The organism is Pseudomonas putida group bacterium ESBL64 (assembly GCF_045277175.1).
In the GTDB taxonomy this organism is placed as follows: domain Bacteria; phylum Pseudomonadota; class Gammaproteobacteria; order Pseudomonadales; family Pseudomonadaceae; genus Aquipseudomonas; species Aquipseudomonas alloputida.
Genome location: NZ_CP145799.1, coordinates 2,828,755 through 2,854,035, shown reverse-complemented (window position 1 = coordinate 2,854,035; position 25,281 = coordinate 2,828,755). Strand labels below are relative to the sequence as shown.

The 25,281-nt window shown below is 63.0% G+C and carries 23 protein-coding genes; 13 read left to right on the top strand and 10 right to left on the bottom strand.

The annotated features are described in order from the left end of the window. Positions 1-26 precede the first annotated feature (26 nt). Positions 27-896 (top strand): hypothetical protein, encoded by an 870-nt coding sequence (locus V6093_RS13025; RefSeq protein ID WP_003255181.1) that lies wholly within the window; start codon positions 27-29, stop codon positions 894-896. A 95-nt stretch (positions 897-991) separates the two neighbouring features. On the opposite strand, the gene V6093_RS13020 is transcribed toward V6093_RS13025, so the two are convergent. After that, the gene (locus V6093_RS13020) at positions 992-2,041 is read right to left on the bottom strand and encodes an alkene reductase (RefSeq protein WP_047604985.1); all 1,050 of its coding nucleotides are present in this window, start codon (positions 2,039-2,041) and stop codon (positions 992-994) included. A gap of 17 nt (positions 2,042-2,058) precedes the next feature. Further along, a complete protein-coding gene (locus V6093_RS13015) occupies positions 2,059-2,361 on the bottom strand; it encodes a helix-turn-helix transcriptional regulator (RefSeq protein ID WP_003255178.1) in 303 nt (100 codons plus the stop codon). Between the two features lie 150 nt (positions 2,362-2,511). Between V6093_RS13015 and V6093_RS13010 the strand changes: the two genes are divergently transcribed. Continuing rightward, positions 2,512-3,096, top strand: coding sequence for an ACP phosphodiesterase (locus V6093_RS13010; RefSeq protein ID WP_012051299.1), 585 nt, complete (start codon positions 2,512-2,514; stop codon positions 3,094-3,096). A 112-nt stretch (positions 3,097-3,208) separates the two neighbouring features. Here V6093_RS13010 and V6093_RS13005 read toward each other — a convergent pair whose 3' ends face one another. After that, on the bottom strand, positions 3,209-3,997 hold the full coding sequence (locus V6093_RS13005) for a lysophospholipid acyltransferase family protein (protein ID WP_108078505.1): 789 nt from the start codon (positions 3,995-3,997) through the stop codon (positions 3,209-3,211). After that, on the bottom strand, positions 3,997-4,752 hold the full coding sequence (olsB, locus tag V6093_RS13000; protein WP_047604988.1) for an L-ornithine N(alpha)-acyltransferase: 756 nt from the start codon (positions 4,750-4,752) through the stop codon (positions 3,997-3,999). The genes V6093_RS13005 and olsB overlap by 1 nt, the downstream gene beginning before the upstream one ends. Before the next feature lie 160 nt (positions 4,753-4,912). Between olsB and V6093_RS12995 the strand changes: the two genes are divergently transcribed. From V6093_RS12995 to V6093_RS12985, 3 genes are all read left to right on the top strand, one after another. Beyond that, on the top strand, positions 4,913-5,800 hold the full coding sequence (locus tag V6093_RS12995; protein ID WP_003255174.1) for a hypothetical protein: 888 nt from the start codon (positions 4,913-4,915) through the stop codon (positions 5,798-5,800). A gap of 193 nt (positions 5,801-5,993) precedes the next feature. Next, positions 5,994-6,935 (top strand): AEC family transporter, encoded by a 942-nt coding sequence (locus V6093_RS12990; protein WP_003255173.1) that lies wholly within the window; start codon positions 5,994-5,996, stop codon positions 6,933-6,935. Positions 6,936-6,991: 56 nt separating this feature from the next. After that, positions 6,992-8,353, top strand: coding sequence for an amino acid permease (locus tag V6093_RS12985; protein ID WP_047604989.1), 1,362 nt, complete (start codon positions 6,992-6,994; stop codon positions 8,351-8,353). A gap of 142 nt (positions 8,354-8,495) precedes the next feature. Here the strand turns inward: V6093_RS12985 and V6093_RS12980 are convergent, their stop codons facing one another. The 5 genes from V6093_RS12980 to gatC all read right to left on the bottom strand — a co-directional run bounded on the left by V6093_RS12980 (position 8,496) and on the right by gatC (position 13,314). Then, a complete protein-coding gene (locus tag V6093_RS12980) occupies positions 8,496-9,539 on the bottom strand; it encodes a calcium/sodium antiporter (protein ID WP_004574464.1) in 1,044 nt (347 codons plus the stop codon). A gap of 60 nt (positions 9,540-9,599) precedes the next feature. After that, a complete protein-coding gene (locus V6093_RS12975) occupies positions 9,600-9,974 on the bottom strand; it encodes a septal ring lytic transglycosylase RlpA family protein (protein ID WP_003255170.1) in 375 nt (124 codons plus the stop codon). 128 nt (positions 9,975-10,102) lie between these two features. Further along, positions 10,103-11,548, bottom strand: coding sequence for an Asp-tRNA(Asn)/Glu-tRNA(Gln) amidotransferase subunit GatB (gene gatB, locus V6093_RS12970; protein ID WP_003255169.1), 1,446 nt, complete (start codon positions 11,546-11,548; stop codon positions 10,103-10,105). 11 nt (positions 11,549-11,559) lie between these two features. Then, positions 11,560-13,011, bottom strand: coding sequence for an Asp-tRNA(Asn)/Glu-tRNA(Gln) amidotransferase subunit GatA (gatA, locus tag V6093_RS12965; protein WP_180688795.1), 1,452 nt, complete (start codon positions 13,009-13,011; stop codon positions 11,560-11,562). 15 nt (positions 13,012-13,026) lie between these two features. Then, on the bottom strand, positions 13,027-13,314 hold the full coding sequence (gene gatC / locus V6093_RS12960) for an Asp-tRNA(Asn)/Glu-tRNA(Gln) amidotransferase subunit GatC (protein WP_003255165.1): 288 nt from the start codon (positions 13,312-13,314) through the stop codon (positions 13,027-13,029). 205 nt (positions 13,315-13,519) lie between these two features. On the opposite strand from gatC, the gene mreB reads away from it, so the two are divergent. The 8 genes from mreB (at position 13,520) to tldD (ending at position 24,625) form a co-directional block, all read left to right on the top strand. Next, positions 13,520-14,557: a rod shape-determining protein MreB gene (mreB, locus tag V6093_RS12955; RefSeq protein ID WP_003255163.1), complete on the top strand. Its 1,038-nt coding sequence runs from the start codon at positions 13,520-13,522 to the stop codon at positions 14,555-14,557. Between the two features lie 165 nt (positions 14,558-14,722). Next, a complete protein-coding gene (gene mreC, locus V6093_RS12950; RefSeq protein ID WP_080756804.1) occupies positions 14,723-15,775 on the top strand; it encodes a rod shape-determining protein MreC in 1,053 nt (350 codons plus the stop codon). After that, positions 15,775-16,263, top strand: coding sequence for a rod shape-determining protein MreD (mreD, locus tag V6093_RS12945; RefSeq protein WP_003255161.1), 489 nt, complete (start codon positions 15,775-15,777; stop codon positions 16,261-16,263). Before mreC ends, mreD begins: the two co-directional genes overlap by 1 nt. Before the next feature lie 32 nt (positions 16,264-16,295). Beyond that, complete coding sequence (locus V6093_RS12940; protein WP_047604993.1) at positions 16,296-16,907, top strand: nucleoside triphosphate pyrophosphatase; 612 nt, start codon at positions 16,296-16,298, stop codon at positions 16,905-16,907. Positions 16,908-16,961: 54 nt separating this feature from the next. Continuing rightward, entirely contained in the window at positions 16,962-18,419 is a 1,458-nt protein-coding gene (gene rng / locus V6093_RS12935; RefSeq protein WP_003255158.1) for a ribonuclease G, read from the top strand. A gap of 82 nt (positions 18,420-18,501) precedes the next feature. Then, positions 18,502-22,323: a YhdP family protein gene (locus tag V6093_RS12930; protein WP_265978170.1), complete on the top strand. Its 3,822-nt coding sequence runs from the start codon at positions 18,502-18,504 to the stop codon at positions 22,321-22,323. Positions 22,324-22,331: 8 nt separating this feature from the next. Further along, positions 22,332-23,183, top strand: coding sequence for a carbon-nitrogen hydrolase family protein (locus tag V6093_RS12925; RefSeq protein WP_012051308.1), 852 nt, complete (start codon positions 22,332-22,334; stop codon positions 23,181-23,183). Positions 23,184-23,185: 2 nt separating this feature from the next. After that, positions 23,186-24,625 (top strand): metalloprotease TldD, encoded by a 1,440-nt coding sequence (tldD, locus tag V6093_RS12920; protein WP_003255154.1) that lies wholly within the window; start codon positions 23,186-23,188, stop codon positions 24,623-24,625. Positions 24,626-24,682: 57 nt separating this feature from the next. On the opposite strand, the gene yjgA is transcribed toward tldD, so the two are convergent. After that, on the bottom strand, positions 24,683-25,204 hold the full coding sequence (gene yjgA, locus V6093_RS12915; protein WP_003255152.1) for a ribosome biogenesis factor YjgA: 522 nt from the start codon (positions 25,202-25,204) through the stop codon (positions 24,683-24,685). Between the last annotated feature and the right edge of the window lie 77 nt (positions 25,205-25,281).

Below are 25,281 nucleotides of genomic sequence, written 5' to 3'. Positions count from 1 at the left end.
TGTGACTACCGCGGTTGAATGTATCCATGCGTAACCATGCTCACGATGACTTTGATGACGTGCCTGCCTTGCGGGCGGGCACCGTTGATGATGACGAACTGATGCCGGCGCATGTGATGCGCAGCCGCCAGAAAGCCGCCCGCGGGGCTAGCACGGCGCCGTTGTGGGCGTTGATCGGTGCCGCGTTCATCGCGTTGGCGGGCCTGGGTTGGTGGAGCTTTCAGCAGATCTCGCTGATGGAGCAGCAACTGGTGGCGACCCAGGAAAGCTTTGCCCGCATCAGTGAAGAGGCGGCTGGCCGCCTTCAGGCGATCAGTGGCAAGGTGGCGGCCAGTGAGTCTGGCGCCACTACCAGCAGTGAGGCATTGAAGCTACAGCTGCGCCAGTTGCAGCAGGGTGTTGCCGGGCAGACCGGCGACCTGGGCAAGCGTCTGGAGCAGGTGCTGGCCGATACCCGAGAACAGCAGAAGGCTGTGACCGAGTTGCAAAGCCAGTTGCAGGCGCAACTGAAGCTGGTGAATGGCGAGTTGGCGGCGCTGCGTTCGGGCCAGGTCGATGGTGGCAAGCTGGATGCCCAGTTCAAGAGCCTGAGCGAGCAGGTTGCCGCGCTGAAAGCCTCACAGGTGGATGGCGGCCAGCTGGACGGCCAGCTCAAGAGTTTGGGTAGCGAGGTGGCGGCCTTGAAGAAACAGGGCAACCCGAGCGCTGAGATTCAGAGCCTGCAGCAGGACATGCTGGTGTTGAAGAGCCAGGTCGACAACCGCCCGGCCGCGGCGTCATCCAGTGGTGCTTCGGTGCAGGAGTTCGATGCCTTCCGTGCGCAGATGACGCGTAACCTGAATACGCTGCAGAGCCAGATTCAGAACCTGCAGCAACAGATCAACGCTCGGCCGTGACGCCGCAGGGGAGGGCGTTGCCCTCCTATCGCGACACAAGGCCGCTCCCACTATGTACGGTGTACGCCGATTGAGCTGCGCCCCGGCAATCTTGATTACAACCGCGGGTAATCGATGTACCCCACCGGCCCCTTGCCATAGAAGGTTTCGGGATGTGCCTCGTTCAACGGCGCATCCGCTGCCAGCCGTGCCGGCAGGTCGGGGTTGGCGATGAATGGCACACCAAACGCCACGGCATCCGCTTTGCCACTGGCCAGGGCCGCATTGGCACTGGCCTTGTCGAACCGCTCGTTGACGATGTACGGGCCACCGAATGCCTCTTTGATCAGCGGCCCGATGCTGTCGTCGGCCTCCCGCTCCCGCGAGCAGATGAAGGCGATGCCGCGCTTGCCCAGCGCTCGGGCCACATAGGTGAAGGTCTCGGCGCGGTCGGCGTCGCCCATGTCATGGGCGTCGGCTCGCGGTGCCAGGTGCACACCTACGCGCTGCGCGCCCCACACTTCAATGGCCGCATCGGTCACCTCCAGCAGCAGGCGCGCGCGGTTTTCCAGCGAGCCACCGTAACGGTCGGTGCGCTGGTTGGTGCTACTTTGCAGGAATTGGTCGAGCAGGTAACCGTTGGCGCCATGGATCTCCACACCATCGAAACCGGCAGCCTTGGCATTTTCGGCACCACTGCGGTAGGCCTCGACGATGTCGTTGATTTCTTCGGTTTCCAGCGCCCGCGGGGTAGGGTAGTCACTCAGCGGGCGCACCAGGCTCACATGGCCCTTGGGCTGGATCGCGCTGGGGGCCACAGGCAGTTCGCCATTCAGATAGCTGGGGTGGGAGATACGACCCACGTGCCACAGCTGCAGGAAGATGCGACCGCCCGCGGCATGTACGGCCTTTGTCACATTGTTCCAGCCACGTACCTGTTCATCGTTCCAGATGCCGGGGGTATCTGGGTAGCCGACGCCCATTGGGCTGACCGAAGTGGCCTCGCTGAGGATCAGCCCGGCGCTGGCACGTTGTACGTAGTATTCGGCCATCAGCGCATTGGGCACACGGCCTTCATCGGCACGGCAGCGGGTGAGCGGGGCCATGATGATACGGTTGGGCAGTTGCAGGTCGCCCAGTTTGATCGGATCGAAAAGCGTGGTCATTGTGGTTACCTGCCTTGTCAAAGTGCTTGGCGCAGTTGTTCGAGGAACGCCTGGATGGTGGCTTCGTCGCGTTTGAAGAAGTGCCATTGGCCAATCTTCTGGCTGCTGATCAGCCCGGCGCGCTGCAACGTGGCCAGGTGGGCAGAGACGGTCGACTGCGACAGGCCGCAGCGTTGGTCGATTTGCCCCGCACACACACCGTTTTCGGTGCTGTGGTACTGGTCCGGAAACTGGGTTGCCGGGTCTTTCAGCCAGCTGAGAATTTCTCGCCTGACCGGGTGGGCCAGTGCTTTTATGATTTCGTCGAGATCGAGTGGCATGGTTTGAGGCTCGTTGTAGCGGTATATCGCGATAGGCCGAAATATAATTCGCTGAATTCCGATATACAAATACGAAGGCGTTCTGAGCTGAGCGCGAATCGATATATCGCGTTATAACGATATGCTGGGTGGCGATGCTAGACTGCGCTCATGAACTACCTCGCACACTTGCACCTGGGCGGCCCGGCGCCGCAACAACTGCTTGGCAGCCTGTATGGCGACTTTGTCAAAGGCTCCTTGGAAGGGCGCTTTCCGCCTGCGCTGGAGGCGGCCATCCGACTGCACCGGCATATCGACAGTTACACTGACCAGCATCCGGTGGTGCTGGCGGCTCTGGCACGTTTTCCGCGCGAGCGGCGGCGCTTTGCCGGCATCGTCCTGGATGTGTTTTTCGACCATTGCCTGGCACGGCACTGGGGCAACTACGCCGATCAGCCGCTGGAGCAGTTCACTGGCGCGTTTTATCGGGTATTGCTGGCAGAGCCCGAGCTGCCTGGGCGGCTGGCGCGGATTGCGCCGTTCATGGCAGCGGATGACTGGCTAGGGGCGTATGGCGATTTCGACACGCTGGAGCAGGTGTTCAACGGCATTGCCCGGCGCTTGTCACGGCCTGAGGGGATGGCCGGGGTGATGGTGGAACTGGAGCGGCTGTATGAGCCGCTGCTGGCGGATTTTCGCGAGTTCTACCCGCAGCTGCAGGCGTTTGCGGCGGTAGGGCGGATGTCTGACAGTTAGAGGTGTGTGGGTGATACTGGCCCCTTCGCGGGTAAACCCGCTCCTACGGGCAATGCGCTCGGTGTAGGAGCGGGTTCACCCGCGAAAGGGCCAGAACAGGCAGTACACGCATTCAGGCAGCCCGCGCCTGTCGACGTGGCGCCATCTCCATGTCTTCAACCCCGAACAGCGCCAGGTGAATCGCCTGCTGTGCCTGCAATGCCAGCACCGCACGTTCCTTGCCCACGCTACCTATTGGCTGCAGGAGGTGGATGCACACCTCGCCCCGCGGCAGGGCGAACAGGCGCATCAGGTGCGACACCAGGTCGTCCTCACCAATGAACGGCGCTACCGGGTCGATCTGGCCATCACGCAGGTACTGGATAGCGACTGGCTGCACTGCCACGCCACGGTCGATGGCACCTGCCAGCAGGCGGCCATGAAAGGTGCGCAACGTGCGGCCGCTGGTAGTGGTGCCTTCGGGGAATATCAGCAGCGGGCGGGCCAGCCCCAGTTGCCCGGCGATCTGTTCGCGCAGGCGCTGACTGTCGCCACCACCACGGCGAATGAACAGCGTGCCGGCCTTTTCCGCCAGCCAGCCGGCCACCGGCCAGTGGCGCACTTCGGCCTTGGACAGGAAAGACAGCGGCGTGAGCATGCCAAGCAGGGGGATGTCGGTCCAGGAAACATGGTTGCTGACCCATAGCATCGGTCGCTGTGGAAGTTCGCCAACTACCTTCACGTCGAAGGGCAGGGCGGCGACCAGGCGCTTCATGAACAGGCAGGTCCAGCGCTGGCGCCGTTCGATCGGCGCCTTGAAGCCCAAGCGTTCGCCCAAGGCGATAATGCTGGCCATCAGCATGCCTTGCGCCAGCACCAGCAGCAGTCGGATGAGGCGGGCCAGTACCCGCAACTTCGGCATCAGACCGCCGCCTTGAAGTGGCGGGCGTAGCGTGGGCACAGCTCGTCGCGTTTGAGCAGGATGAACACGTCTGCCACCTGGAAATCCTGGTCCCAGCATGGCTCGCCGCAAATCTTCGCGCCCAGGCGCATATAGGCCTTGAGCAGCGGGGGCATTTCGGCAATGACGTTATTGGGCAGGGCCAGTTTCGGCAGCGGGTTCTTCGGCTCGGCACGCAAGTGTTCGGTGCACAGGTAACGTTCACGCAGGCGCTGCATCACTGCATGGGCCTGCACGCCGCCGTCCTGCATGGGGATACTGGCGCAGCCCATCAGATAGCTGTAGCGGCCCTCGTTGAGCACCTCGGCCAGTTCGCCCCAGAGCACGGCGATGGTACCGCCGTTGCGGTAGTCGGGGGCGACGCAGGTACGGCCCAGTTCGAGGATTGGGCCTTGCAGCTGCAACAGGCCGTGCAGGCTGAATTCTTCTTCGCTGTAGAAACGGCCCAGGCTGCTGGCGGCCTGGTGATCGAGCAGGCGGGTGGTGGCAACCAGTTCGCCGGTGCTCAGATCGCGTACACCAATGTGGCGGCAGTGCACGTCGTAGTCGTCCATGTCCAGGCCCTGCTCGGCACCTTTGAGCTTGGCCTTGAATTCTGCGCTGAATACGGTATAGCGCAGAGCCTGGGCTTCTTGCAGCGCTGCGGCGCCAACCAGGCGTTCGGCTTGCAGACGGCGTTCAGTGCTGTAGTCGCCAGCGGTAGCGATCCGAGTCATTACGAGTCTCCATAAGCCAGCCAAGAAGGGTTGCGGCCGGTCGGCTTTGTTGTGCAAAGTCAGCCTAGGTAGACCCAGTGTCACCCCTGTGAATGTTTGGTGATGCTTGCGTGACACACCCTGAGCCTTAACTGAAAGCCCTCCAGCAAGGAGCTGTTCCATGGCCTGGTTGCAACGACTCAACGATCCGCTTCGCCTTGCGCCGACAGGCACCCTGGGCGAAACCTACGCCGCGCTGCTTGAGCGCCTCGGCCCGGTTGCCCCGTTCGAATTGGCGGTACTGGGTGGGCGTGCAATGGCCACCCCGGGCCTGGCCTTCCTGGTGGGTTACCAGGCTGCCCTTCGCGTGCTGTGGCCCAGTGCGCCGCACAGCCTTGGCGCCTTGTGTGCCACCGAGCGGCGCAGCGTGCGGCCGGCAGACATGCACACACGGCTGGACGCTCTGCGGCTGTCGGGCTGCAAAGACTTCGTTACCGCAGGCCTGGAGGCGGAGTGGTTGCTGGTGGCAGCGCGTAGCGAAGCGGCTGGCGCGGCGCCGCAATTGAGCCTGGCGGTGGTTTACCCCGGGGAGCCTGGGGTGACACTGGAGCCATTGCCGACCCTGCCGCTGATGCCGGAAGTCGGGCACGGCCGACTGCTGCTGGAGCAGGCATCGTGCGAGTTGCTGGCCGGTGACGGCTGGGATGCCTACGTGAAGCCGTTCCGTTCGCTGGAGGATTTGTATGTGCTCACGGCGCTGACCGCTTGGTTGTATGGCGTTGGGCAGGAGTGCGCCTGGCCGCAGGGGCTTCGCCTGCAGTTGCTTGGGCTGTTGGCCGGCTGCGCCGAGGGTAGCCGGCAGTGTGCCGATAGCATGGGTTGTCACTTGTTGCTGGGCGGGTTGTTTGCACAGTTCCAGGCGTTGCGGGGGGAGATCGATGCGGCGTTGGCGACAGGGCCGGGGCACTGGGCGCACATCTGGCAGCGTGACCAAGGGGTGATGGCGCTGGCGGCGTCGGCACGGGAGAAGCGGCTGAACAAGGCGTGGGTTGCTGCGGGATTGTCATGAATGGCTGACAGGTTTGTGTGAACCGATGAGCCGCGGCGTGGTACCTGTGGGGGCGGGGTTAGGTGCAAAGCGGCCGGTACTGGCAGCAGAAAACCTGAAAGGCATGTCCTTTTATCGCGCTTGATCCCCGCAAATCCCAGCCGTTGACGTATCATTGGCCGCCTGACGGCAACCCCTCCAGGATCGCTTGCGCATGCTCGCCCTTCTTATCCAGACCCTGAACATCACGGCACCGGTTTTCGCCATGCTGTTCATGGGCGTCCTGCTCAAACGCATTCACTTGATCGACGACAACTTCAACCGCGTCGCCTCGCAGCTGGTATTCAACGTCTGCATGCCGGCGCTGCTCTTCCTCGGCATCTACCACGCCGACCTGGCCGCAGCGGTCAAGCCCGGTGTCATCCTGTATTTCATCGTCGCCACCCTGGCCGGTTTCGCCCTTGCCTGGGGCATGGCCATCTGGCGCAGCCCGATGGCCGACCGAGGCATCTATACCCAGGGCGCCTTCCGCGGCAACAACGGTGTGATCGGCCTGGCCCTGGCCGCCAGCCTGTACGGTGACTATGGCATTTCCCTGGGGGCAGTACTCGCAGGCCTGGTCATCCTCATGTACAACTCGCTGTCAGCGGTGGTTCTGGCGGTGTACAGCCCGGACCTCAAGTCCGACCCGTGGAGCATCTGCAAGAGCATTTTCAGCAACCCGCTGATCATCAGCGTGCTGGTGGCCGCGCCGATGGCTTACGGCCAGGTGCCATTGCCCAACTGGCTGCTGACCTCAGGCGACTACCTGGCACAGATGACCCTGCCGCTGGCGCTGATCTGTATCGGTGGCACGCTGTCGCTGGCAGCGCTGCGTAACTGTGGCCGGCTGGCCATCGATGCCAGCCTCGTGAAAATGCTCTGGCTGCCGCTGCTCGGCACCCTTGGGGCCTGGTTGTGCGGGTTTCGCGGGGCGGAGCTGGGCATCCTGTTCCTGTACATAGGCAGCCCGACCGCTGCGGCCAGCTACGTGATGGCGCGGGCGGCCAACGGCAATCATGAACTGGCCGCGTCGATCATCGTGATTACCACGCTAATGGCGGCGATCACCACCAACATTGGTATTTTCATCTTGCAGTGGGGCGGATGGATCTAGATCCTTGACTGCAAATAACAGCAACAACACTGCCTCACTGAGCTAAAGGACACTTCATGCAAGACCAGAGCAAGCCCGAGCGGTTACAGCGCGGGCTGAAGAATCGCCATATCCAGCTGATCGCGCTGGGCGGGGCCATCGGTACCGGGTTGTTCCTGGGCATTGCCCAGACCATCCAGTTGGCCGGCCCCTCCGTGTTGCTGGGTTACGCCATCGCCGGCCTGATGGCCTTCCTGATCATGCGCCAGCTGGGCGAAATGGTGGTGGAAGAGCCGGTTGCCGGCAGCTTCAGCCACTTCGCCCACCAATACTGGAGCGAGTTCGCCGGCTTTGTCTCAGGCTGGAATTACTGGGTGGTGTACGTGCTGGTCGGCATGGCCGAGCTGACGGCAGTCGGTATCTACGTGCAGTACTGGTGGCCGGACTTCCCCACCTGGGCCACGGCGGCGATCTTCTTCGTGGTGATCAACCTTATCAACCTGACCCAGGTGAAGGTCTATGGCGAGATGGAGTTCTGGTTCGCCCTGGTCAAGGTAGTAGCCATCGTCAGCATGATCGGCTTTGGTGCCTGGTTGCTGGGCAGCGGTCATGGTGGCCCGGATGCCAGCGTGGCCAACCTGTGGCAGTACGGCGGCTTCTTCCCTAACGGCGTCACGGGTCTGGTAATGGCCCTGGCGGTGATCATGTTCTCGTTCGGTGGCCTGGAGTTGGTCGGCATCACGGCTGCCGAGGCTGACAACCCGCGCGAGAGCATCCCCAAGGCCACCAACCAGGTGGTGTACCGCATCCTGATTTTCTACATCGGTGCCTTGGCAGTGCTGTTGTCGCTGTACCCGTGGCAGAAGGTGGTGCAGGGCGGCAGCCCGTTCGTGATGATTTTCCACGAACTGGACAGCGACCTGGTGGCGACCATCCTCAATATCGTGGTGCTGACGGCTGCGCTCTCGGTGTACAACAGCTGTGTGTACGCCAATAGCCGTATGCTGTTCGGCCTGGCCAGCCAGGGCGATGCGCCGCGTCAGTTGCTGAAGGTGAGCCGTAGCGGCGTACCGCTGACTGCGCTGGCCGTGTCGGCCTTTGCGACCGGCCTGTGCGTGCTGATCAATTACCTGATGCCGGGCGGGGCCTTTGGCTTGCTGATGGCGTTGGCAGTGTCCGCGTTGGTGATCAACTGGGCGAGCATCAGCATTACCCACCTCAAATTCCGCAAGGCCAAGCTGGCCGCCGGGATCACCCCCTTCTACAAAAGCCTGGGGCACCCACTGACCAACTACCTGTGCCTGGCGTTCATCGTGCTGATCCTGGTGGTGATGTACCTGACGCCGCCGATTCGCATCTCGGTAATGCTGATCCCGGCATGGATCGCTGTGCTGTGGGTGGCCTTCAAGCTGAAGAAGGCTCGCCAGGCCAAGGGCTGATCGGGTTTGTTCGTAAGGGGCATGCCGTTAGGTTTCGGCGCCTGTGAGATCGAGCGCCGCCCGCGCGGCGCTCGATCTCACAGGCGATGAAAGCCTAAAGGCATGCGTCTGGCGGCCCTGACGCGTGCCCCTTCCATGCCCCTCAATGCTGCCTCCGCCAGGCACGCACAGTGGTGTACAGCAACACCGCAGCGAGCACCGGCAGTACATAGAACAGCATCAATCGCTCCAGGCGGCCAGCCAGCGGCATACCCATGGTAAAAGCCGCCACATGAAGGCCGTAGGCCAGGTACAGGCAAAGAAACACCAGGCCTTCGGCGCGAGTGATGCGGTAACCGGAATAGAACACTGGCAGGCTCAGGACAGCAACGCCGAGCATTACAGGCAGATCGAAAGACAGCGCGTTAGGCGAGATCGACAGGGGTTCCGGGGTGATCAGTGCGGTCAGGCCCAGCACGGCCAGCAGGTTGAACAGGTTGCTGCCGATCACCGTGCCCACGGCGATCTCCCGTTCGCCACGCAAGGCGGCGATCAGCGCAGCGGCCAGTTCCGGCATGGAGGTGCAGATGGCGACGACCGTCAGGCCGATAATACGCTCGGACAGGCCCAGGTCGGTGGCCATCTCGATGGCAGCTTCCAGTAGCAAGTGGCCCGCCAGGCTCAGCAGGCCAAGGCCGACCAGTATCTGCAGCAGCGTACCTGACCAGAAGCGCCCGGCACCGGACCTGGCGGCGTCCGGGGCCGGGTAGGTGCGTGCGTAATGGCGCGACTGATGCCAGAGCATTGCCAGGTAACCGGCCAGCCCCAGCAATAGCAGTGCCCCTTCAACCCTACCCAGGTGGGCATTGGCGGACAGTGCATACACCAGCCCGCTGGCGACGATCATCAAGGGAAGATCCAGGCGCACCAGCTGACGAGACACCCGTAGCGGGATGATCAGCGCGGCCAGGCCGAGAATGACCAGCACGTTGAAGATGTTGCTGCCGATCACGCTGCCTACTGCCACATCCGGCGCGCCCTGGTAGGCGGCCTGCAGGCTTACGGTCAGTTGTGGCGCGGTACTGCCGAAGGCCACCAGGCTCAGGCCTATGATCAGCGGGCGAACGTGCAGGCGCTGCGCCAGGCGCAAGGCGGAGCGCACCAGTAGCTCGGCGCCACCGATCAGCAACAGCAGGGCAACGCCCATTTGCAGCAGGCTAAAAGTGGGAAGGGTGGCCAGGTCGAAAATGGTCGGACTCCTGTCGCGTCAGTCGCTAAGCCCTTGTACGCGCACGCGCGCTGTTCCGCTACGGAGCATACCGATTTTTTCTGCTGCTGCGCGAGACAGGTCGATCAGGCGGCCGCGGGTGTGCGGGCCACGGTCGTTGATGCGTACCACCACACTGCGCTGGTTGGCCATGTTGGTCACCCGTACACGTGTGCCGAAGGGCAGGCTGCGGTGTGCGGCGGTGAGGCCGTGCTGATTGAACGGTTCGCCACTGGCGGTGCGTTTGCCATGGTGGCGCGAGCCGTAGTAGGAAGCGGTGCCCGTCTGGTCGTAGCCGCGCGGGTCGATGTCATGGCTGGCGCAGCCGGCCAGGAAAGAAAACAGGGCGAGGGTGCCGAGGGAACGTTTTAGCAAGTCAGGTGCTCTCCGGTGCGACCATTCGCGGGTAAACCCGCTCCTACAGGGAAAACGCTGGCTTGTGTAGGAGCGGCTTCAGCCGCGAACGAGGGCGAAGCCCTCGCAGCATTACAGGGGTAAAACCATCACCCTTCGAGCTTGGCCTTGAGCAATTGGTTCACCTGCCCCGGGTTGGCCTTGCCTTTGGAGGCTTTCATGGCCTGACCGACGAAGAAGCCGAACATCTTGCCGCGCTTGGCCTCATCGGCTGCGCGATATTGTTCGACCTGCTCGGCATTGGCTGCCAGCATTTCGTCGAGCATCTTGTCGATCGCACCCGTGTCGGTAACCTGTTTCAGGCCTTTGCTCTCGATGATGCTGTCGGCATCGCCTTCACCGGCGGCCATGGCCTCGAACACGGTCTTGGCAATCTTGCCGCTGATGGTGTTGTCACGAATGCGCAGCAGCATGCCGCCCAGTTGCGCAGCGCTGACCGGCGCCTGATCGATTTCGACACCCAGCTTGTTCAGCAGGCTACCCAGTTCGACCATGACCCAGTTGGCCGCCAGCTTGGCATCACCACCGATCTTCACCACTTCTTCGAAGTAGTCAGCCTGTTCGCGGCTGGAAGCCAACACGTTGGCGTCGTAGGCCGACAGACCGTACTGAGTCTGGAAGCGCTCGACCTTCTGTGGCGGCAGCTCCGGCAGGCCGGCGCGAATGGTTTCGAGGAAGCTGTCCTCGATGACCACCGGCAGCAGGTCGGGGTCGGGGAAGTAACGGTAGTCGTTAGCTTCCTCTTTGCTGCGCATGGAGCGGGTTTCGTCCTTGTTCGGGTCGTACAGGCGTGTTTCCTGCACGACTTTGCCACCGTCTTCGATCAGGTCGATCTGGCGCTGGATTTCGCTGTTGATCGCGCGCTCGATAAAACGGAACGAGTTGACGTTCTTGATTTCGCAGCGAGTGCCGAACTCGGTCTGGCCTTTCGGTCGGATCGATACGTTGCAGTCGCAGCGCAGCGAACCTTCGGCCATGTTGCCGTCGCAGATGCCCAGGTAGCGCACCAGCGCGTGGATTGCCTTGACGTAAGCCACGGCTTCCTTGGCGCTGCGCATGTCAGGCTCGGAGACGATTTCCAGCAGCGGGGTGCCGGCACGGTTCAGGTCGATGCCGGTGGAGCCGCTGAAGTCTTCGTGCAGGCTCTTGCCGGCGTCTTCTTCCAGGTGCGCGCGGGTTACGCCGATGCGCTTGATGGTGCCGTCTTCCAGCGCGATGTCCAGGTGGCCCTTGCCGACGATCGGCAGGTCCATCTGGCTGATCTGGTAGCCCTTGGGCAGGTCGGGGTAGAAGTAGTTCTTGCGTGCGAACACGTTGCGCTTGCCGATCTCGGCATCGATGGCCAGGCCGAACATGCACGCCATGCGCACGGCTTCCTCGTTCAGCACCGGCAGTACACCGGGCATGCCCAGGTCAACCAGGCTGGCCTGAGTATTCGGCTCGGAGCCAAAGGTGGTAGCGCTGCCGGAGAAGATCTTCGACTGGGTGGCGAGCTGAGTGTGGATTTCCAGCCCGATCACAACTTCCCATTGCATGTGTGAATTCCTCAGAAGCCGTTGGGGGCGCGGGTATGCCAGTCGGTCACCTGTTGGTAGCGGTGCGCGACGTTGAGCAGGCGGCCTTCCTGGAAGTAGGGCGCCAGCAGTTGCACGCCGACCGGCAGGCCGTCGACGAAGCCCGCAGGCATCGACAGGCCAGGCAGGCCCGCCAGGTTGGCGGTGATGGTGTAGACGTCTTCGAGATAGGCGGCAACCGGGTCGCTGCTCTTGGCGCCAAGCTTCCAGGCCGGGTTTGGCGTGGTCGGGCCGAGAATCAGGTCGACATCGTTGAAGGCGGCCATGAAGTCGTTCTTGATCAGGCGGCGGATTTGCTGCGCCTTCACGTAATAGGCGTCGTAGTAGCCGGCCGACAGGGCGTAGGTACCGACCATGATGCGGCGCTGTACTTCAACGCCGAACCCTTCGCCGCGTGAGCGCTTGTACAGGTCGGTGAGGTCTTTCGGCTCTTCACAGCGGTAGCCGAAGCGTACGCCGTCGAAACGCGACAGGTTGGAAGAGGCTTCAGCCGGGGCGATCACGTAGTAGGCCGGAATGGCATGCTGCATGTTCGGCAGGCTGATTTCCTTGACCACTGCGCCGAGCTTTTCCAGCTCTTTGACGCTGGCCTGGACCAGGTCGGCGATGCGTGGGTCTAGACCGGCACCGAAGTACTCTTTCGGCAGGCCGATGCGCAGGCCCTGCAGCGAAGCGCTCAGGCTGGCGCTGTAGTCCGGCACCGGTTCTTCGATGCTGGTGGAGTCCTTGGCGTCGAAACCGGCCATACCTTGCAGCAGCAGCGCGCAGTCCTCGGCGGTGCGGGCCAGTGGGCCGCCCTGGTCGAGGCTGGAGGCGTAGGCGATCATGCCCCAGCGCGACACACGACCGTACGTCGGCTTGAGGCCGGTGAGGTTGGTCAGTGCCGCTGGCTGGCGGATCGAGCCGCCGGTGTCGGTGCCCGTGGTGGCGGGCAGCAGGCGCGCGGCCACAGCAGCGGCCGAACCACCGGACGACCCGCCCGGAACGTGCTCGAGGTTCCACGGGTTCTTCACCGCGCCGTAATGGCTGGATTCGTTGGCCGAGCCCATGGCGAACTCGTCCATGTTGGTCTTGCCCAGGGTGACCATGCCGGCTTCGGCCAGCTTGGCGACCACGGTGGCGTCATAGGGCGCCTTGAAGTTGTCGAGCATCTTCGAGCCGCAGCTGGTGCGTACGCCGTTGGTGCAGAACAGGTCTTTGTGGGCGATCGGTGCACCCAGCAGCGCGCCGGTTTCGCCAGCGGCGCGACGGGCATCGGCGGCACGCGCCTGGCCCAGGGCCAGGTCTTCGGTGACGCTGATAAAGCTGTTGATCTGTGGGTCGAGCTGTTTGATGCGCGCCAGCAGCGTGCCGGTCAGCTCTTCGGAAGAAAACGATTTGTCGGCGAGTCCGCGGGCGATCTCGGCCAGGGTCAATTGATGCATGGCAGGCTCTATCCCTTACTCGATGACTTTGGGAACCAGGTACAGACCGCTTTCGGTCGACGGTGCGATGGCCTGGTAGGCATCGCGCTGGTTGCTTTCGGTGACTTGGTCAGGACGCAGGCGCTGGCTGGCCTCCAGCGGGTGGGCCAGGGGCTCGATGCCAGTGGTATCGACCGCTTGCATCTGGTCGACCAGGCCGAGAATGCTGTTCAGGGCGTCGGTAATGCGTGGCAGTTCGCCATCATTCAGGCCCAGGCGGGCCAGATGGGCGATCTTTTCCACGTCGCAGCGTTCAAGCGCCATGAGGATCTCCAAGGGAAACAAAGAACGGAATTTGGGTCCGCGGTGAGGAACATGTCAGCTTTCTGGCGGTCTAACGGCCGCGAAATTCTGCTGGCGTGCTCGGAAAAACAGCCAATTTAACATATTGGCTCCTTGCCCAAAATCCCTGCCATTGTTAGAGTTTGCCGCACTTTTTTACCCACGCTTTCCCCAGGGTCACTTTCCCATGTTCAAGAAACTGCGTGGCATGTTTTCCAGCGATCTTTCTATCGACCTGGGTACTGCCAACACCCTTATTTACGTGCGTGAGCGCGGTATCGTCCTGAATGAGCCCTCGGTTGTTGCCATCCGTACCCATGGCAACCAGAAAAGCGTTGTCGCCGTCGGTACCGAAGCCAAACGCATGCTGGGCCGTACGCCTGGCAACATTGCAGCCATTCGTCCGATGAAAGACGGCGTCATTGCCGACTTCAGCGTCTGCGAAAAAATGTTGCAATATTTTATCAACAAGGTTCACGAGAACAGCTTCCTGCAGCCGAGCCCGCGCGTGCTGATCTGCGTGCCGTGCAAGTCGACCCAGGTCGAGCGCCGCGCCATCCGTGAGTCGGCCCTCGGTGCGGGTGCCCGAGAAGTGTTCCTGATCGAAGAGCCAATGGCCGCTGCCATCGGTGCCGGCCTGCCGGTTGAAGAGGCCCGCGGTTCGATGGTCGTCGATATCGGTGGCGGTACCACTGAAATCGCCCTGATCTCGCTGAACGGCGTGGTCTATGCCGAGTCCGTCCGCGTTGGCGGTGACCGCTTCGACGAAGCCATCGTGACCTACGTGCGCCGCAACTACGGCAGCTTGATCGGCGAATCCACCGCCGAACGTATCAAGCAGGAAATCGGTACTGCCTACCCAGGTGGCGAAGTACGTGAAGTCGACGTGCGTGGTCGTAACCTGGCCGAAGGTGTACCGCGTGCCTTCACCCTGAACTCCAACGAAGTGCTCGAAGCGCTGCAGGAATCGCTGGCGACCATCGTCCAGGCGGTCAAGAGCGCCCTCGAGCAATCGCCGCCGGAGCTTGCCTCGGACATCGCCGAGCGCGGCCTGGTGCTGACCGGTGGTGGTGCGCTGCTGCGTGACCTCGACAAACTGCTGGCCCAGGAAACCGGCCTGCCGGTGATCGTCGCCGAGGACCCGCTGACCTGCGTCGCCCGTGGCGGCGGTCGCGCCCTGGAGATGATGGACAAGCACGCGATGGACCTGCTCTCCAGCGAGTGATCCCGCTCGCTGTTCACGAGCGCCCGGTTTACAGGTAGTACGTACAGTGCTACCTGTATGCGCTGGGCTGGCGCCCGTTTGGGCGCCGTATCCGTCAACCCGCAACCAGGCTGGTGCGTTGTTCCATGTCCAATGACCTCCTGAGTCGTCCACGAGGAACGGCCCATTAAACCGCTTTTCTCCAAGGGCCCTTCGCTGGGCGTTCGCCTGCTCGTTCTGGTGGTGATGTCGGTCGCGTTGATGGTTGTCGACGCGCGCTTCGACGTGCTCAAACCCGTGCGCAGCCAGATGGGCCTGGTGCTGATGGAGTCGTACTGGATCACCGATTTGCCACAGCGTGCCTGGCAAGGTGTGGCCGGCCAGTTCGGTAGCCGCACCGAGCTGATTGCCGAAAACGAGAAGCTCAAGACCGAAGCCCTGCTGCTGCAGGGGCGCCTGCAGAAGCTGGCGGCCCTGACCGAGCAGAACGTGCGGCTGCGCGAGCTGCTCAATTCTTCGGCGCTGGTCAACGAAAAGGTTGAAGTGGCCGAGCTGATCGGTGTCGACCCCAACCCGTTTACCCACCGCATTCTGATCAACAAGGGTGAGCGTGATGGTGTGTTCCTGGGCCAACCGGTGCTCGATGCCCGCGGCCTGATGGGCCAGGTCGTAGAGTTGATGCCCTATACCGCGCGGGTGCTGTTGCTGACCGATACCACCCACAGCATTCCGGTGCAGGTCAACCGCAACGGTCTGCGAGCCATCGCCAGCGGCACTGGCAACCCGGAGCGCCTGGAGTTGCGGCATGTGGCCGACACGGCCGACATCAAGGAAGGCGACCTGCTGGTCAGTTCCGGCATGGGGCAGCGCTTTCCTGCCGGCTACCCGGTGGCCACGGTCAACGAAGTGATCCACGATTCCGGTCAACCCTTTGCCATCGTCCGTGCCATCCCCACCGCCGCGCTTAACCGCAGCCGCTACATGTTGCTGGTGTTCAGTGACCGGCGTAGCCCGGAGCAGCGTGCCACCGATGCCGCCATTGCCCAGGAAGAGGCTGACCGAAAGGGGGCTGCACCTGCTGGCCAGCCGGCCGCTACCCGTGATCAGGTCGCACCCGCCGCTGGCACGCCTGCCGCGTCGGTCACACCGGCAGCACCGGCCACTCCGGTCGCGCAGCCAGCAGCCCCGTCTGCTGCACCTGCCATGCCGGCCGCACCCGCTCAACCCCGGAGGCAATGATGGCTGCATCACGCCGCAATAACGGCTGGGTCATCTGGCTTACGTTCGCCATCGGCCTGCTGCTCAGTGTTTCCCCCATGCCGCAGTTCATGGAAGTATTCCGGCCCATGTGGCTGGCCTTGCTGGTGTCGTTCTGGACCCTTGCCGTGCCGAACAAGGTCGGCATGACCACGGCATTCGTGCTGGGCCTTGCCGAGGACGTGCTGTATGGCACGCTGCTGGGGCAGAATGCGCTGGTCCTTACCCTCATCACCTTTCTGGTGCTGTCCCTGCAGCAGCGTCTGCGCATGTTCCCCATGTGGCAGCAAAGCCTGGTCATTCTGGTGATCTTTGGTATCGCCCAGTTGATCCAGCTGTGGCTCAGTGCACTGACCGGCAACCGCCTGCCCACCCTGGCGCTGGTCTGGTCGGCGGTGATCAGTGCCTTGCTCTGGCCATGGATCAGCTTTGCCTTGCGCGACCTGCGTCGACGCTTGCACATCAACTGACGGCAACGCGCCACTGACAGGGAGATGTCTGCATGACCCCGCTATACCTGGCTTCAGGCTCGCCCCGTCGTCGTGAACTGCTGACGCAGATCGGCGTGCCGTTCATTGTCATCAGTGCCCCCATCGATGAATCTCCGCTAGCCAGCGAAAGCGCCCCTGCCTACGTCGAACGCCTGGCCCGGGCAAAGGCTGCCGCCGGCCTGGCCCGTGTCGACGGCCCGGCTGTAGTGCTCGGCGCAGACACTGCCGTGGTGCTCGATGGTCGTATTCTCGGCAAACCGGAAAACCGTGAAGATGCCTTGGCCATGCTGGCTGACCTGTCAGGCCGCGAGCATCAGGTGCTGACCGCTGTCGCCCTGGACGATGGCCAGCGTGTGCACAGTTTTTGCGTGACCAGCACAGTGCGCTTTCGCGCCATCAGCACCGATGAAGCGCAACGCTATTGGGCCAGCGGTGAGCCAGCTGACAAGGCTGGCGGCTATGCCGTCCAGGGGCTGGGTGCGGTCTTCGTCACCGGTCTTTCCGGCAGCTATTCGGCGGTGGTCGGCTTGCCGCTCTGTGAAACGGCCGATTTGCTTGGCCAGTTCGGCATCGCCTGCTGGCAATCGCTCGCGCATACGCCAGAGGTAACAAACCCGCAGTAGCCAGCAGTGCATACGCCATCCATCATTAGAAAGAACCTTTGACGAGAGCCTGCCATGAGTGAAGAGATCCTGATCAACATCACCCCGATGGAGTCACGTGTGGCGGTGGTTGAAAACGGGGTGCTGCAGGAAGTGCATGTCGAGCGCACCCAGCGCCGTGGCATCGTCGGCAATATCTACAAGGGCAAGGTGGTGCGTGTGCTGCCAGGCATGCAGGCGGCCTTCGTCGACATCGGCCTCGAGCGCGCAGCGTTTATCCATGCCTCGGAAATCTCCCAGCGCGAAGGCTCGGCGGTAGAGAACATCACCGCACTGGTACATGAAGGCCAGGCCCTGGTGGTGCAGGTGACCAAGGACCCGATCGGCACCAAGGGGGCGCGCCTGACCACCCAGCTATCGATCCCGTCGCGCTACCTGGTGTACATGCCACGCAGCAGTCATGTCGGTATTTCGCTGAAAATCGAGGACGAAGCCGAGCGTGAGCGCCTCAAGCAAGTGGTCAGCGACTGCATGGACAGCGAGAACATCAAGGATGCCGGCGGCTTCATCTTGCGCACCGCCGCCGAAGGCGCGCGTGCCGAGGAGATCTTGCAGGACATCCGTTATCTGCGCCGCCTGTGGGAGCAGATTGGCACCCAGATCAAGACCTGCGGCGCGCCCACGGTCATTTACGAAGACCTTGGCCTGGCCCTGCGTACCCTGCGCGACCTGGTCAACCCGAAGATCGAGAAGATCCGCATCGACTCGCGGGAAACCTTCCAGAAGACCACGCAGTTTGTCGGCGAGTTGATGCCGGAAATTGCCGACCGCCTCGAACATTACCCCGGCGAGCGCCCAATCTTTGACCTGTACGGTGTCGAAGATGAGATTCAGCGGGCTCTGGAGCGCAAGGTACCGTTGAAGTCCGGCGGTTACCTGGTGGTCGACCCGGCCGAAGCGATGACCACCATCGACGTCAACACCGGGGCTTTCGTCGGTCATCGCAACCTCGAAGAAACCATCTTCAAGACCAACCTCGAGGCCGCTACCGCCATCGCCCGGCAACTGCGCCTGCGCAACATTGGCGGCATCATCATCATCGACTTCATCGACATGGAAGACGAAGATCACCAGCGTCAGGTACTGCGTACCCTGGAAAAACAGCTGGAGCGCGATCACGCCAAGACCAACATCATCGGCATCACCGAGTTGGGCCTGGTGCAGATGACCCGCAAGCGTACGCGGGAAAGCCTGGAACAGGTGCTTTGCGAGCCGTGTCTGGCCTGTCAGGGCCGCGGCAAGCTGAAAACACCCGAGACCATCTGTTACGAAATATTCCGCGAGATCCTGCGTGAGGCCCGTGCCTATCAGGCTGAAGGCTACCGTGTGCTGGCCAACCAGAAGGTGGTCGACCGCCTGCTGGATGAAGAGTCAGGCAACGTGGCGGAACTGGAAGCCTTTATCGGTCGAACCATTCGCTTCCAGGTCGAGTCGATGTATTCGCAGGAACAATACGACGTGGTGCTGCTCTGAGGTCTTCTGAAACACGCCACTGCATTGTCGTGCTGGCAAAACCGGCACGACGGGCCATCATGGATAAACGACTTGGAGGGCCATGGCCATGGGACGTCTGAACCGCGTTCTTGTTGCTCTGACCCGCTGGGGGTTGGGCATATGTGCCCTGCTGGCCGTATTGGTGGCGCTGTATGTCAGCCTTGGTCGTGAACTGGTGCCGCTGGTAGCCGAGTACCGTGCCGACGTAGAAAGCAAGGCCGAGCAGGCGCTGGGCCTGCCCGTGCATGTCGGTGCCCTGGAAGGGCACTGGAGCGGACTGGCCCCTGTGCTGCGGGTGCGCGACCTGCAATTGGGCGAAGGCACCAAGGCGCTCCGGCTGGACGACGTCATGGTGGTGCCCGACATCTGGGCCAGCCTCACCGCCCGCGAAGTGCGCCTGGCGCGCATCCAGCTGGGCGGGCTGCAACTGATCCTTCGCGAGAACGAGCAGGGCGCCTGGAGCCTGGAAGGCCTGCCGAAGAAGGACGACGCGCCGCTGGACCCTGCCGACTTGCTGCAGCGCCTGCGCCAGCTGGGGCGCATCGACGTGTTCGACAGTCTGGTCACTCTGCACCCCTGGCAGCGCGACCCGCTGACCCTGACTTATGTGAGTGCCGGCCTGCAGGCCGGTGCCACCCGTCAGGCCTTGGATTTGCGTGCGACCCTGCCTGACGGCCAACCCCTGGCGTTGAGCCTGAACAGCCGTATGTTGGCCGACGCTTGGCGTGATGGCGAGGTAGACGCCTATGTCAGCCTGCCGCAAAGTGACTGGGCACATTGGTTGCCGCCCAAGGTGTTGGGTCAGTGGCATGCTGACACCCTGCGGGCGGGCGGTGAGTTCTGGATCGGCTGGGGCAAGGGGCAGTTGCAACGGGCCGTCGTAAGGCTCAATGCACCCAGGCTGGAGGGGGCCTATGCCGGGCGCAAGGCTGCCAACCTGAATAATCTGGCTTTGGGTGCCTGGTTCCAGCGCCGGGAGCAAGGCTTCGATGTGGTCGTCGACTCGTTGGCCATGGACCTCGGCAAGGCCCGCTGGGAGTCTCACCTGCAGTTGCAGCAGCGCCCTGGCCAGAACGCAGCCGATGAAAGCTGGCAGTTACAGGCCGACCGCCTCGACCTCACCCCGCTGACTCCGCTGATCGATGCCCTGGCCCCCCTGCCGGACAAGGTCAAGGATGTGGTCGATGGCTTGAAGGTGACCGGTGCGTTGCGCAATGTGCGCCTCGAGGCCAGGCCCAAGGCCGAGGGTGACCAGCGCCTGCAGTTCGCAGCCAACCTGGAGAAGGTAGGCTTCGATGCTTATCACAACGCCCCGGCGGCCGGTAACGTCAGTGGCAGCATCAGTGGTGACCTGGGCCACGGCGAGCTGCGCCTGGATACCGATGCGTTCATGCTGCATCTGTACCCGATCTTCGCCAAGCCCTGGCATTACCAGAAGGCGAATGCGCGCTTGACCTGGACCTTGGACAAAGACGGTTTCACCCTGATTGCGCCCTACCTCAAGGTGCTGGGCGAGGAGGGCAAGATCGCCGGTGACTTCCTCATTCGCCTGTTGTTCGAGGAAGGCCGCGAGGACTATATGGACCTGCGCGTCGGCCTGACCGAAGGCGATGGCCGCTATACTGCCAAGTATCTGCCCGAGGTGCTCAGCCCGGCCCTCGACGAGTGGCTGCGCAGCGCTATCGTCAAAGGCGCTGTGGATGAAGGCTACTTCCAGTATCAGGGCTCGCTGAACCATGGCGCAGCGCCGCAAGCGCGCAGCATCAGCCTGTTCTTCAAGGTGCATGACGCCGCGCTGGACTTCCAGCCCGGTTGGCCACAGGTGCAGCACGTCGATGGCGATGTGTTCATCGAGGACAGTGGCGTGCGCATCAAGGCCCAGCGAGGCGTGCTGCTCGACACCAAGGTCAGCGATGTGAATGTCGATATCCCGCATGTCGAGGGTGACCAGCACAGCCACCTCTACCTGGATGGCGACTTCGACGGTAGCCTGGGTGATGGCCTGAAGATTCTCAAGGAAGCGCCAATCGGCACCGGTGAGATTTTCGCCGGCTGGGAAGGTGAGGGGCCGCTGAAGGGCAAGGTCAAGCTCGATATCCCGCTGGTCCGTGGGCAGCGCCCAAAAGTGCAGGTGGACTTCGCCACCCACGATGCGCGCCTGAAAGTGGCCCCGCCAAGCCTGGAGTTGAACCGCCTGAAGGGCGACTTCAGCTTCGACTTCGACAAGGGCCTGAGTGGCAAAGGCATCAGCCTGCAGGCTTTCGGCAAGCCGGTAACGGCGCAAATAACCGCTGAAGGTCAGGCTGGGCAGATGCAGACCCGCATCAATGCCAATGGCCAGGTATCGCTCAAGACACTGACTGACTGGCTGCAGTTCAAGCAGGCCTTGCCGGCCTCCGGTGAACTGCCCTATCAGTTGCAGCTCAGTCTGGGGAGCCGGGACAACCGCCTGAATGTCACTTCCAGCCTCAAGGGGCTGGCCATCGACCTGCCGGCTCCGTTCGGCAAAGCGGCAGCAGATACCCGTGACAGCCGTTTCAACATGAGCCTTCAGGGCCCGGAGCGGCAATTCAACGCTGCCTACGCCGACCTTGCCCGCTTTGCCTATGCTGCACCGGCTGAAACGTTGACTCAGGGCCGTGGCGAGCTAGTGCTGGGCACAGGCGACGCCCGGGTACCTGCCAGCCAGGGGCTGAGGGTGCGCGGGCGCCTGGAGACCCTGGACCTGGCCCCTTGGCAAGAGCAGGCGGGCCGGCTGGCTGGGGACGACCCCGGTGGCAGCGCGCGGCAGAACCTGCAAAGCGTCGACCTGAGCATCGGCCAGTTGAAAGCCTTCGGCATGGACCTGAACCAGGCCGTGATACGCCTGGCCCGGGGCGGCCCGGCCTGGGATTTGCGCCTCGACAGCAAGGAAGTCATCGGTAATGCGCGCGTACCGGATGCCAAGGGCGCGCCCATGGTCGTGCGCATGCAGACCTTGCGGCTGCCTGCCGCCAGCGCCGCTGAACAGCAGGCTGAAGACGGCCCCGACCCGCTTGCCTCGTTCGATCCGCGCAAAGTCCCGGCACTGGACCTGAGCATCGATAAGCTCTATCGCGGTGACGATCTTTACGGCAGCGCCGCGATCAAGCTGCGGCCGACCCCACGTGGCGTCACAGCCAGTGATATCGACCTCGACCTCAAGGGGTTGCGCATCGATGGCGGTGGTGGCTGGGAGGGTGAAACGGGCAAAACCAGCAGTTGGTACAAAGGGCGCCTTGACGGCAAGAACCTGGCGGATGTGCTCAGCGCCTGGGGCTTTGCCCCGACGGTGACCAGCCGCGATTTCCGCCTGGATGTGGATGGCCGCTGGCCGGGTTCGCCGGCCGCGGTGGGCCTGAAACGCTTCTCGGGCAGCATGGATGCAGCACTGCGCACCGGCCAGTTCGTCGAGGTCGAAGGCAGCGCACAGGCGCTGCGGGTGTTCGGCCTGCTCAACTTCAACTCGATTGGCCGGCGCCTGCGTCTGGACTTTTCCGACCTGTTTGACAAGGGCCTGGCCTATGACCGGGTCAAGGGCTTGCTGGTGGCCAGCAGTGGCGTGTACGTGACCCGCGAACCGATTACCGTGACCGGCCCGTCGAGCAACTTCGAGCTCGACGGCACGCTGGACATGGTCAGCGACCGGGTCGATGCTGACTTGCAGGTGAGCCTGCCGGTGACCAACAACCTGCCGCTGGCGGCGTTGATCGTCGGCGCGCCGGCGGTGGGCGGTGCGCTGTTCCTGGTCGATCGGCTGATCGGTGACCGCGTGTCACGCTTTGCCAGCGTGCACTACCGTGTCGAAGGGCCGTGGAAAGAGCCTAGAATCACCTTTGTGAAACCTTTCGAGAAATCCCGCTAGGAGTACCCATGAAGGCAGCGGTAATCCAGATGGTCAGCCAGGACGACGTGCAGACCAACCTGCAGCGTGCCGGTGCCCTGTTGGAGCAGGCCGCATTGGGCGGCGCACGGTTGGCGGTGCTGCCGGAAAACTTTGCCGCCATGGGGCGCAAGGACGCTGCTGCCATCGGCCGTGCCGAAGCCTTGGGGGAAGGGCCCATTCTGCCGTGGTTGAAACGCACCGCCCGCGACCTCAAGTTATGGATTGTTGCCGGTACTTTGCCCTTGCCACCGTTCGGCCAGCCCGATGCCAAGGCCCATGCGTGCTCGCTGCTGGTCGATGAACACGGCGAGGTGGCGGCAAGGTATGACAAGCTGCACTTGTTTGATGTGGATGTGGCCGACAACCGGGGCCGTTACCGCGAGTCGGATGACTACGCGCAGGGTGCTCAGGTGGTGGTGGCTGATACGCCGGTCGGGCGGCTGGGGCTGAGCGTGTGTTACGACCTGCGCTTTCCCGAACTGTACAGCGCGCTGCGCGCTGCCGGCGCGGAGCTGATCACCGCGCCAGCAGCTTTTACCGCAGTGACCGGCGCAGCACATTGGGAGGTGCTGGTGCGTGCCCGGGCCATCGAAACCCAGTGTTACCTGCTGGCTGCGGCACAGGGCGGCGCCCATCCTGGCCCACGGGAAACCCATGGCCATGCGGCGATCGTCGACCCTTGGGGGCGCATTCTCGCAGAACAGGCGCAAGGTGAAGCGGTACTGCTTGCCGAGCGCGACATTGAAGAACAAGCGTCCATTCGGGCGCGCATGCCGGTGGTATCGCACCGGCGCTTTTTTTCGCAGGGCGCGTTGCGACCTGCGCATACCTCGGAGTGACTATGAGCCAGATGTTATCCACCGTCAGTGAGCAGCTCCTGGCCCCAGGCGGCTTGACCCTGGACAGCCTGCAGAGCGTGCTGGGTGAGTTGGCTGGCCCCGGCATCGACGCCGCCGACCTGTATTTCCAGGGCCAGATCTCGGAAACCTGGGCGCTGGAGGACGGTATCGTCAAAGAGGGCAGCTTCAACCTCGACCAGGGCGTGGGCGTGCGTGCCCAGTCCGGCGAAAAAACCGGCTTCGCCTACAGCAACGCGATCAACCTTGAAGCGCTGACCTCGGCAGCCCGTGCCGCCCGTTCGATTTCCCGTGCCGGGCAAAACGGCACGGTGCAAGCCTTCCGCAGCCAGGAAGTGGCCGCTCTGTATACCGCGGACAACCCGCTGGACGTGCTCAGCCGTGCCGAAAAGGTCGAGCTGCTTAAGCGTGTCGATGCCGCCACCCGTGCCCTGGACCCGCGCATTCAGCAAGTCAGCGTGAGCATGGCCGGGGTCTGGGAACGCATTCTGATTGCCGCGGCCGATGGCAGCCTGGCTGCCGACGTACGCCCGCTGGTGCGCTTCAATGTCAGCGTCATCGTCGAGCAGAACGGCCGTCGTGAACGCGGTGGGCAGGGCGGTGGCGGGCGTACCGATTACCGCTACTTCACCGAGGAGCGGGTGATGGGCTATGCCCGCGAGGCCTTGCGCCAGGCCCTGGTGAATCTGGAAGCGATCCCGGCACCGGCCGGTACCTTGCCGGTAGTGTTGGGCTCGGGCTGGTCGGGCGTGCTGTTGCACGAGGCCGTCGGCCATGGCCTGGAAGGCGACTTCAACCGCAAGGGCAGTTCGGCGTTCAGTGGCCGCATTGGCGAGAAAGTGGCGTCGAGCCTGTGCACCATCGTCGACGATGGCACCCTTGAAGGCCGCCGTGGTTCTCTGAGCGTGGATGACGAAGGCACCCCGACCGAATGCACCACGCTGATCGAGAATGGCGTGCTCAAGGGGTACATGCAGGACAAGCTGAACGCGCGCCTGATGGGCATGGCTGTGACCGGCAACGGCCGCCGTGAATCCTACGCGCACCTGCCGATGCCACGCATGACCAACACCTACATGCGAGCCGGCGAAAGCGACCCACAGGAGATTATTGCGTCGGTGAAGAAGGGTATCTACTGCGCCAACCTCGGTGGTGGGCAGGTGGATATCACCAGCGGCAAGTTCGTGTTCTCCACCAGTGAGGCCTACTTGATCGAAGACGGCAAGATTACCGCGCCAGTGAAGGGCGCAACCCTGATCGGCAATGGTCCCGAGGCGATGAGCCGGGTTTCGATGGTCGGTAACGACCTGGCACTGGACAGCGGAGTAGGGACGTGCGGCAAGGACGGGCAGTCGGTGCCGGTTGGGGTGGGGCAGCCTACCTTGAAACTGGATGCGATTACCGTGGGCGGTACCGGGGCTTGATGGCTTCGGGAGCCATTGTAGGAGCGGGCACGCCCGCTCCTACAAGGCCCCAGTCCGTCAGCGCAACCCGCGCTGCAACTCGTCGAGGTCGCGGATGTACTTGAACACCTTGCGCGCGGCGGCAGGCGGCTTGTTCCGCGCCTTCTCGTGCTGGGCATGGCGCACCAGCGAGCGCAGCTGCTGGCGGTCGGTGTCGGGGTACTCGTTGACGAAGCGCTCGAGGTCTTCGTCGTTACCGTCGATCAACCGGTCACGCCAGCGCTCCAGGCTGTGGAAACGTTCGTTGTACTGGCGAGTCGAGCTGTCCATCTGTTCGAGCAAGGCGTGGATGGCATCGAGGTCTTGCACGCGCATGAGCTTGCCGACGAACGACATGTGGCGTTTACGGGCGCCATGAGCGGTGTGCTTGCTGGCCTCGGCCAGTGCCTTGCGCAGCTCGTCGGTCAAAGGCAGGCGCGCCAAGGTATCGGCCTTGAGGGTGGTAAGCCGCTCGCCGAGTTCGACCAGCGCATGCAGTTCGCGCTTGATCTGGGTTTTGCTTTTTTCGCCGTCGAAGGCGTCGTCGTTTGAATCAACCATGGTGGCAGTCCGCTAGAAATCGCCGCCATGATAACCAGTCGGGGGCCGCTTGTCCGGCCCGGTCGTAGAATGACCCC

Excerpts from the sequence above, each read along its gene's own strand:
- V6093_RS13025 (WP_003255181.1), top strand. The coding sequence starts at position 27 with ATGCGTAACCATGCTCACGATGACTTTGATGACGTGCCTGCCTTGCGG.
- V6093_RS13020 (WP_047604985.1), bottom strand. The coding sequence starts at position 2,041 with ATGACCACGCTTTTCGATCCGATCAAACTGGGCGACCTGCAACTGCCC.
- V6093_RS13015 (WP_003255178.1), bottom strand. The coding sequence starts at position 2,361 with ATGCCACTCGATCTCGACGAAATCATAAAAGCACTGGCCCACCCGGTC.
- V6093_RS13010 (WP_012051299.1), top strand. The coding sequence starts at position 2,512 with ATGAACTACCTCGCACACTTGCACCTGGGCGGCCCGGCGCCGCAACAA.
- V6093_RS13005 (WP_108078505.1), bottom strand. The coding sequence starts at position 3,997 with ATGCCGAAGTTGCGGGTACTGGCCCGCCTCATCCGACTGCTGCTGGTG.
- olsB (WP_047604988.1), bottom strand. The coding sequence starts at position 4,752 with ATGACTCGGATCGCTACCGCTGGCGACTACAGCACTGAACGCCGTCTG.
- V6093_RS12995 (WP_003255174.1), top strand. The coding sequence starts at position 4,913 with ATGGCCTGGTTGCAACGACTCAACGATCCGCTTCGCCTTGCGCCGACA.
- V6093_RS12990 (WP_003255173.1), top strand. The coding sequence starts at position 5,994 with ATGCTCGCCCTTCTTATCCAGACCCTGAACATCACGGCACCGGTTTTC.
- V6093_RS12985 (WP_047604989.1), top strand. The coding sequence starts at position 6,992 with ATGCAAGACCAGAGCAAGCCCGAGCGGTTACAGCGCGGGCTGAAGAAT.
- V6093_RS12980 (WP_004574464.1), bottom strand. The coding sequence starts at position 9,539 with ATGGGCGTTGCCCTGCTGTTGCTGATCGGTGGCGCCGAGCTACTGGTG.
- gatB (WP_003255169.1), bottom strand. The coding sequence starts at position 11,548 with ATGCAATGGGAAGTTGTGATCGGGCTGGAAATCCACACTCAGCTCGCC.
- gatA (WP_180688795.1), bottom strand. The coding sequence starts at position 13,011 with ATGCATCAATTGACCCTGGCCGAGATCGCCCGCGGACTCGCCGACAAA.
- gatC (WP_003255165.1), bottom strand. The coding sequence starts at position 13,314 with ATGGCGCTTGAACGCTGCGACGTGGAAAAGATCGCCCATCTGGCCCGC.
- mreB (WP_003255163.1), top strand. The coding sequence starts at position 13,520 with ATGTTCAAGAAACTGCGTGGCATGTTTTCCAGCGATCTTTCTATCGAC.
- mreD (WP_003255161.1), top strand. The coding sequence starts at position 15,775 with ATGGCTGCATCACGCCGCAATAACGGCTGGGTCATCTGGCTTACGTTC.
- V6093_RS12940 (WP_047604993.1), top strand. The coding sequence starts at position 16,296 with ATGACCCCGCTATACCTGGCTTCAGGCTCGCCCCGTCGTCGTGAACTG.
- rng (WP_003255158.1), top strand. The coding sequence starts at position 16,962 with ATGAGTGAAGAGATCCTGATCAACATCACCCCGATGGAGTCACGTGTG.
- V6093_RS12930 (WP_265978170.1), top strand. The coding sequence starts at position 18,502 with ATGGCCATGGGACGTCTGAACCGCGTTCTTGTTGCTCTGACCCGCTGG.
- V6093_RS12925 (WP_012051308.1), top strand. The coding sequence starts at position 22,332 with ATGAAGGCAGCGGTAATCCAGATGGTCAGCCAGGACGACGTGCAGACC.
- tldD (WP_003255154.1), top strand. The coding sequence starts at position 23,186 with ATGAGCCAGATGTTATCCACCGTCAGTGAGCAGCTCCTGGCCCCAGGC.
- yjgA (WP_003255152.1), bottom strand. The coding sequence starts at position 25,204 with ATGGTTGATTCAAACGACGACGCCTTCGACGGCGAAAAAAGCAAAACC.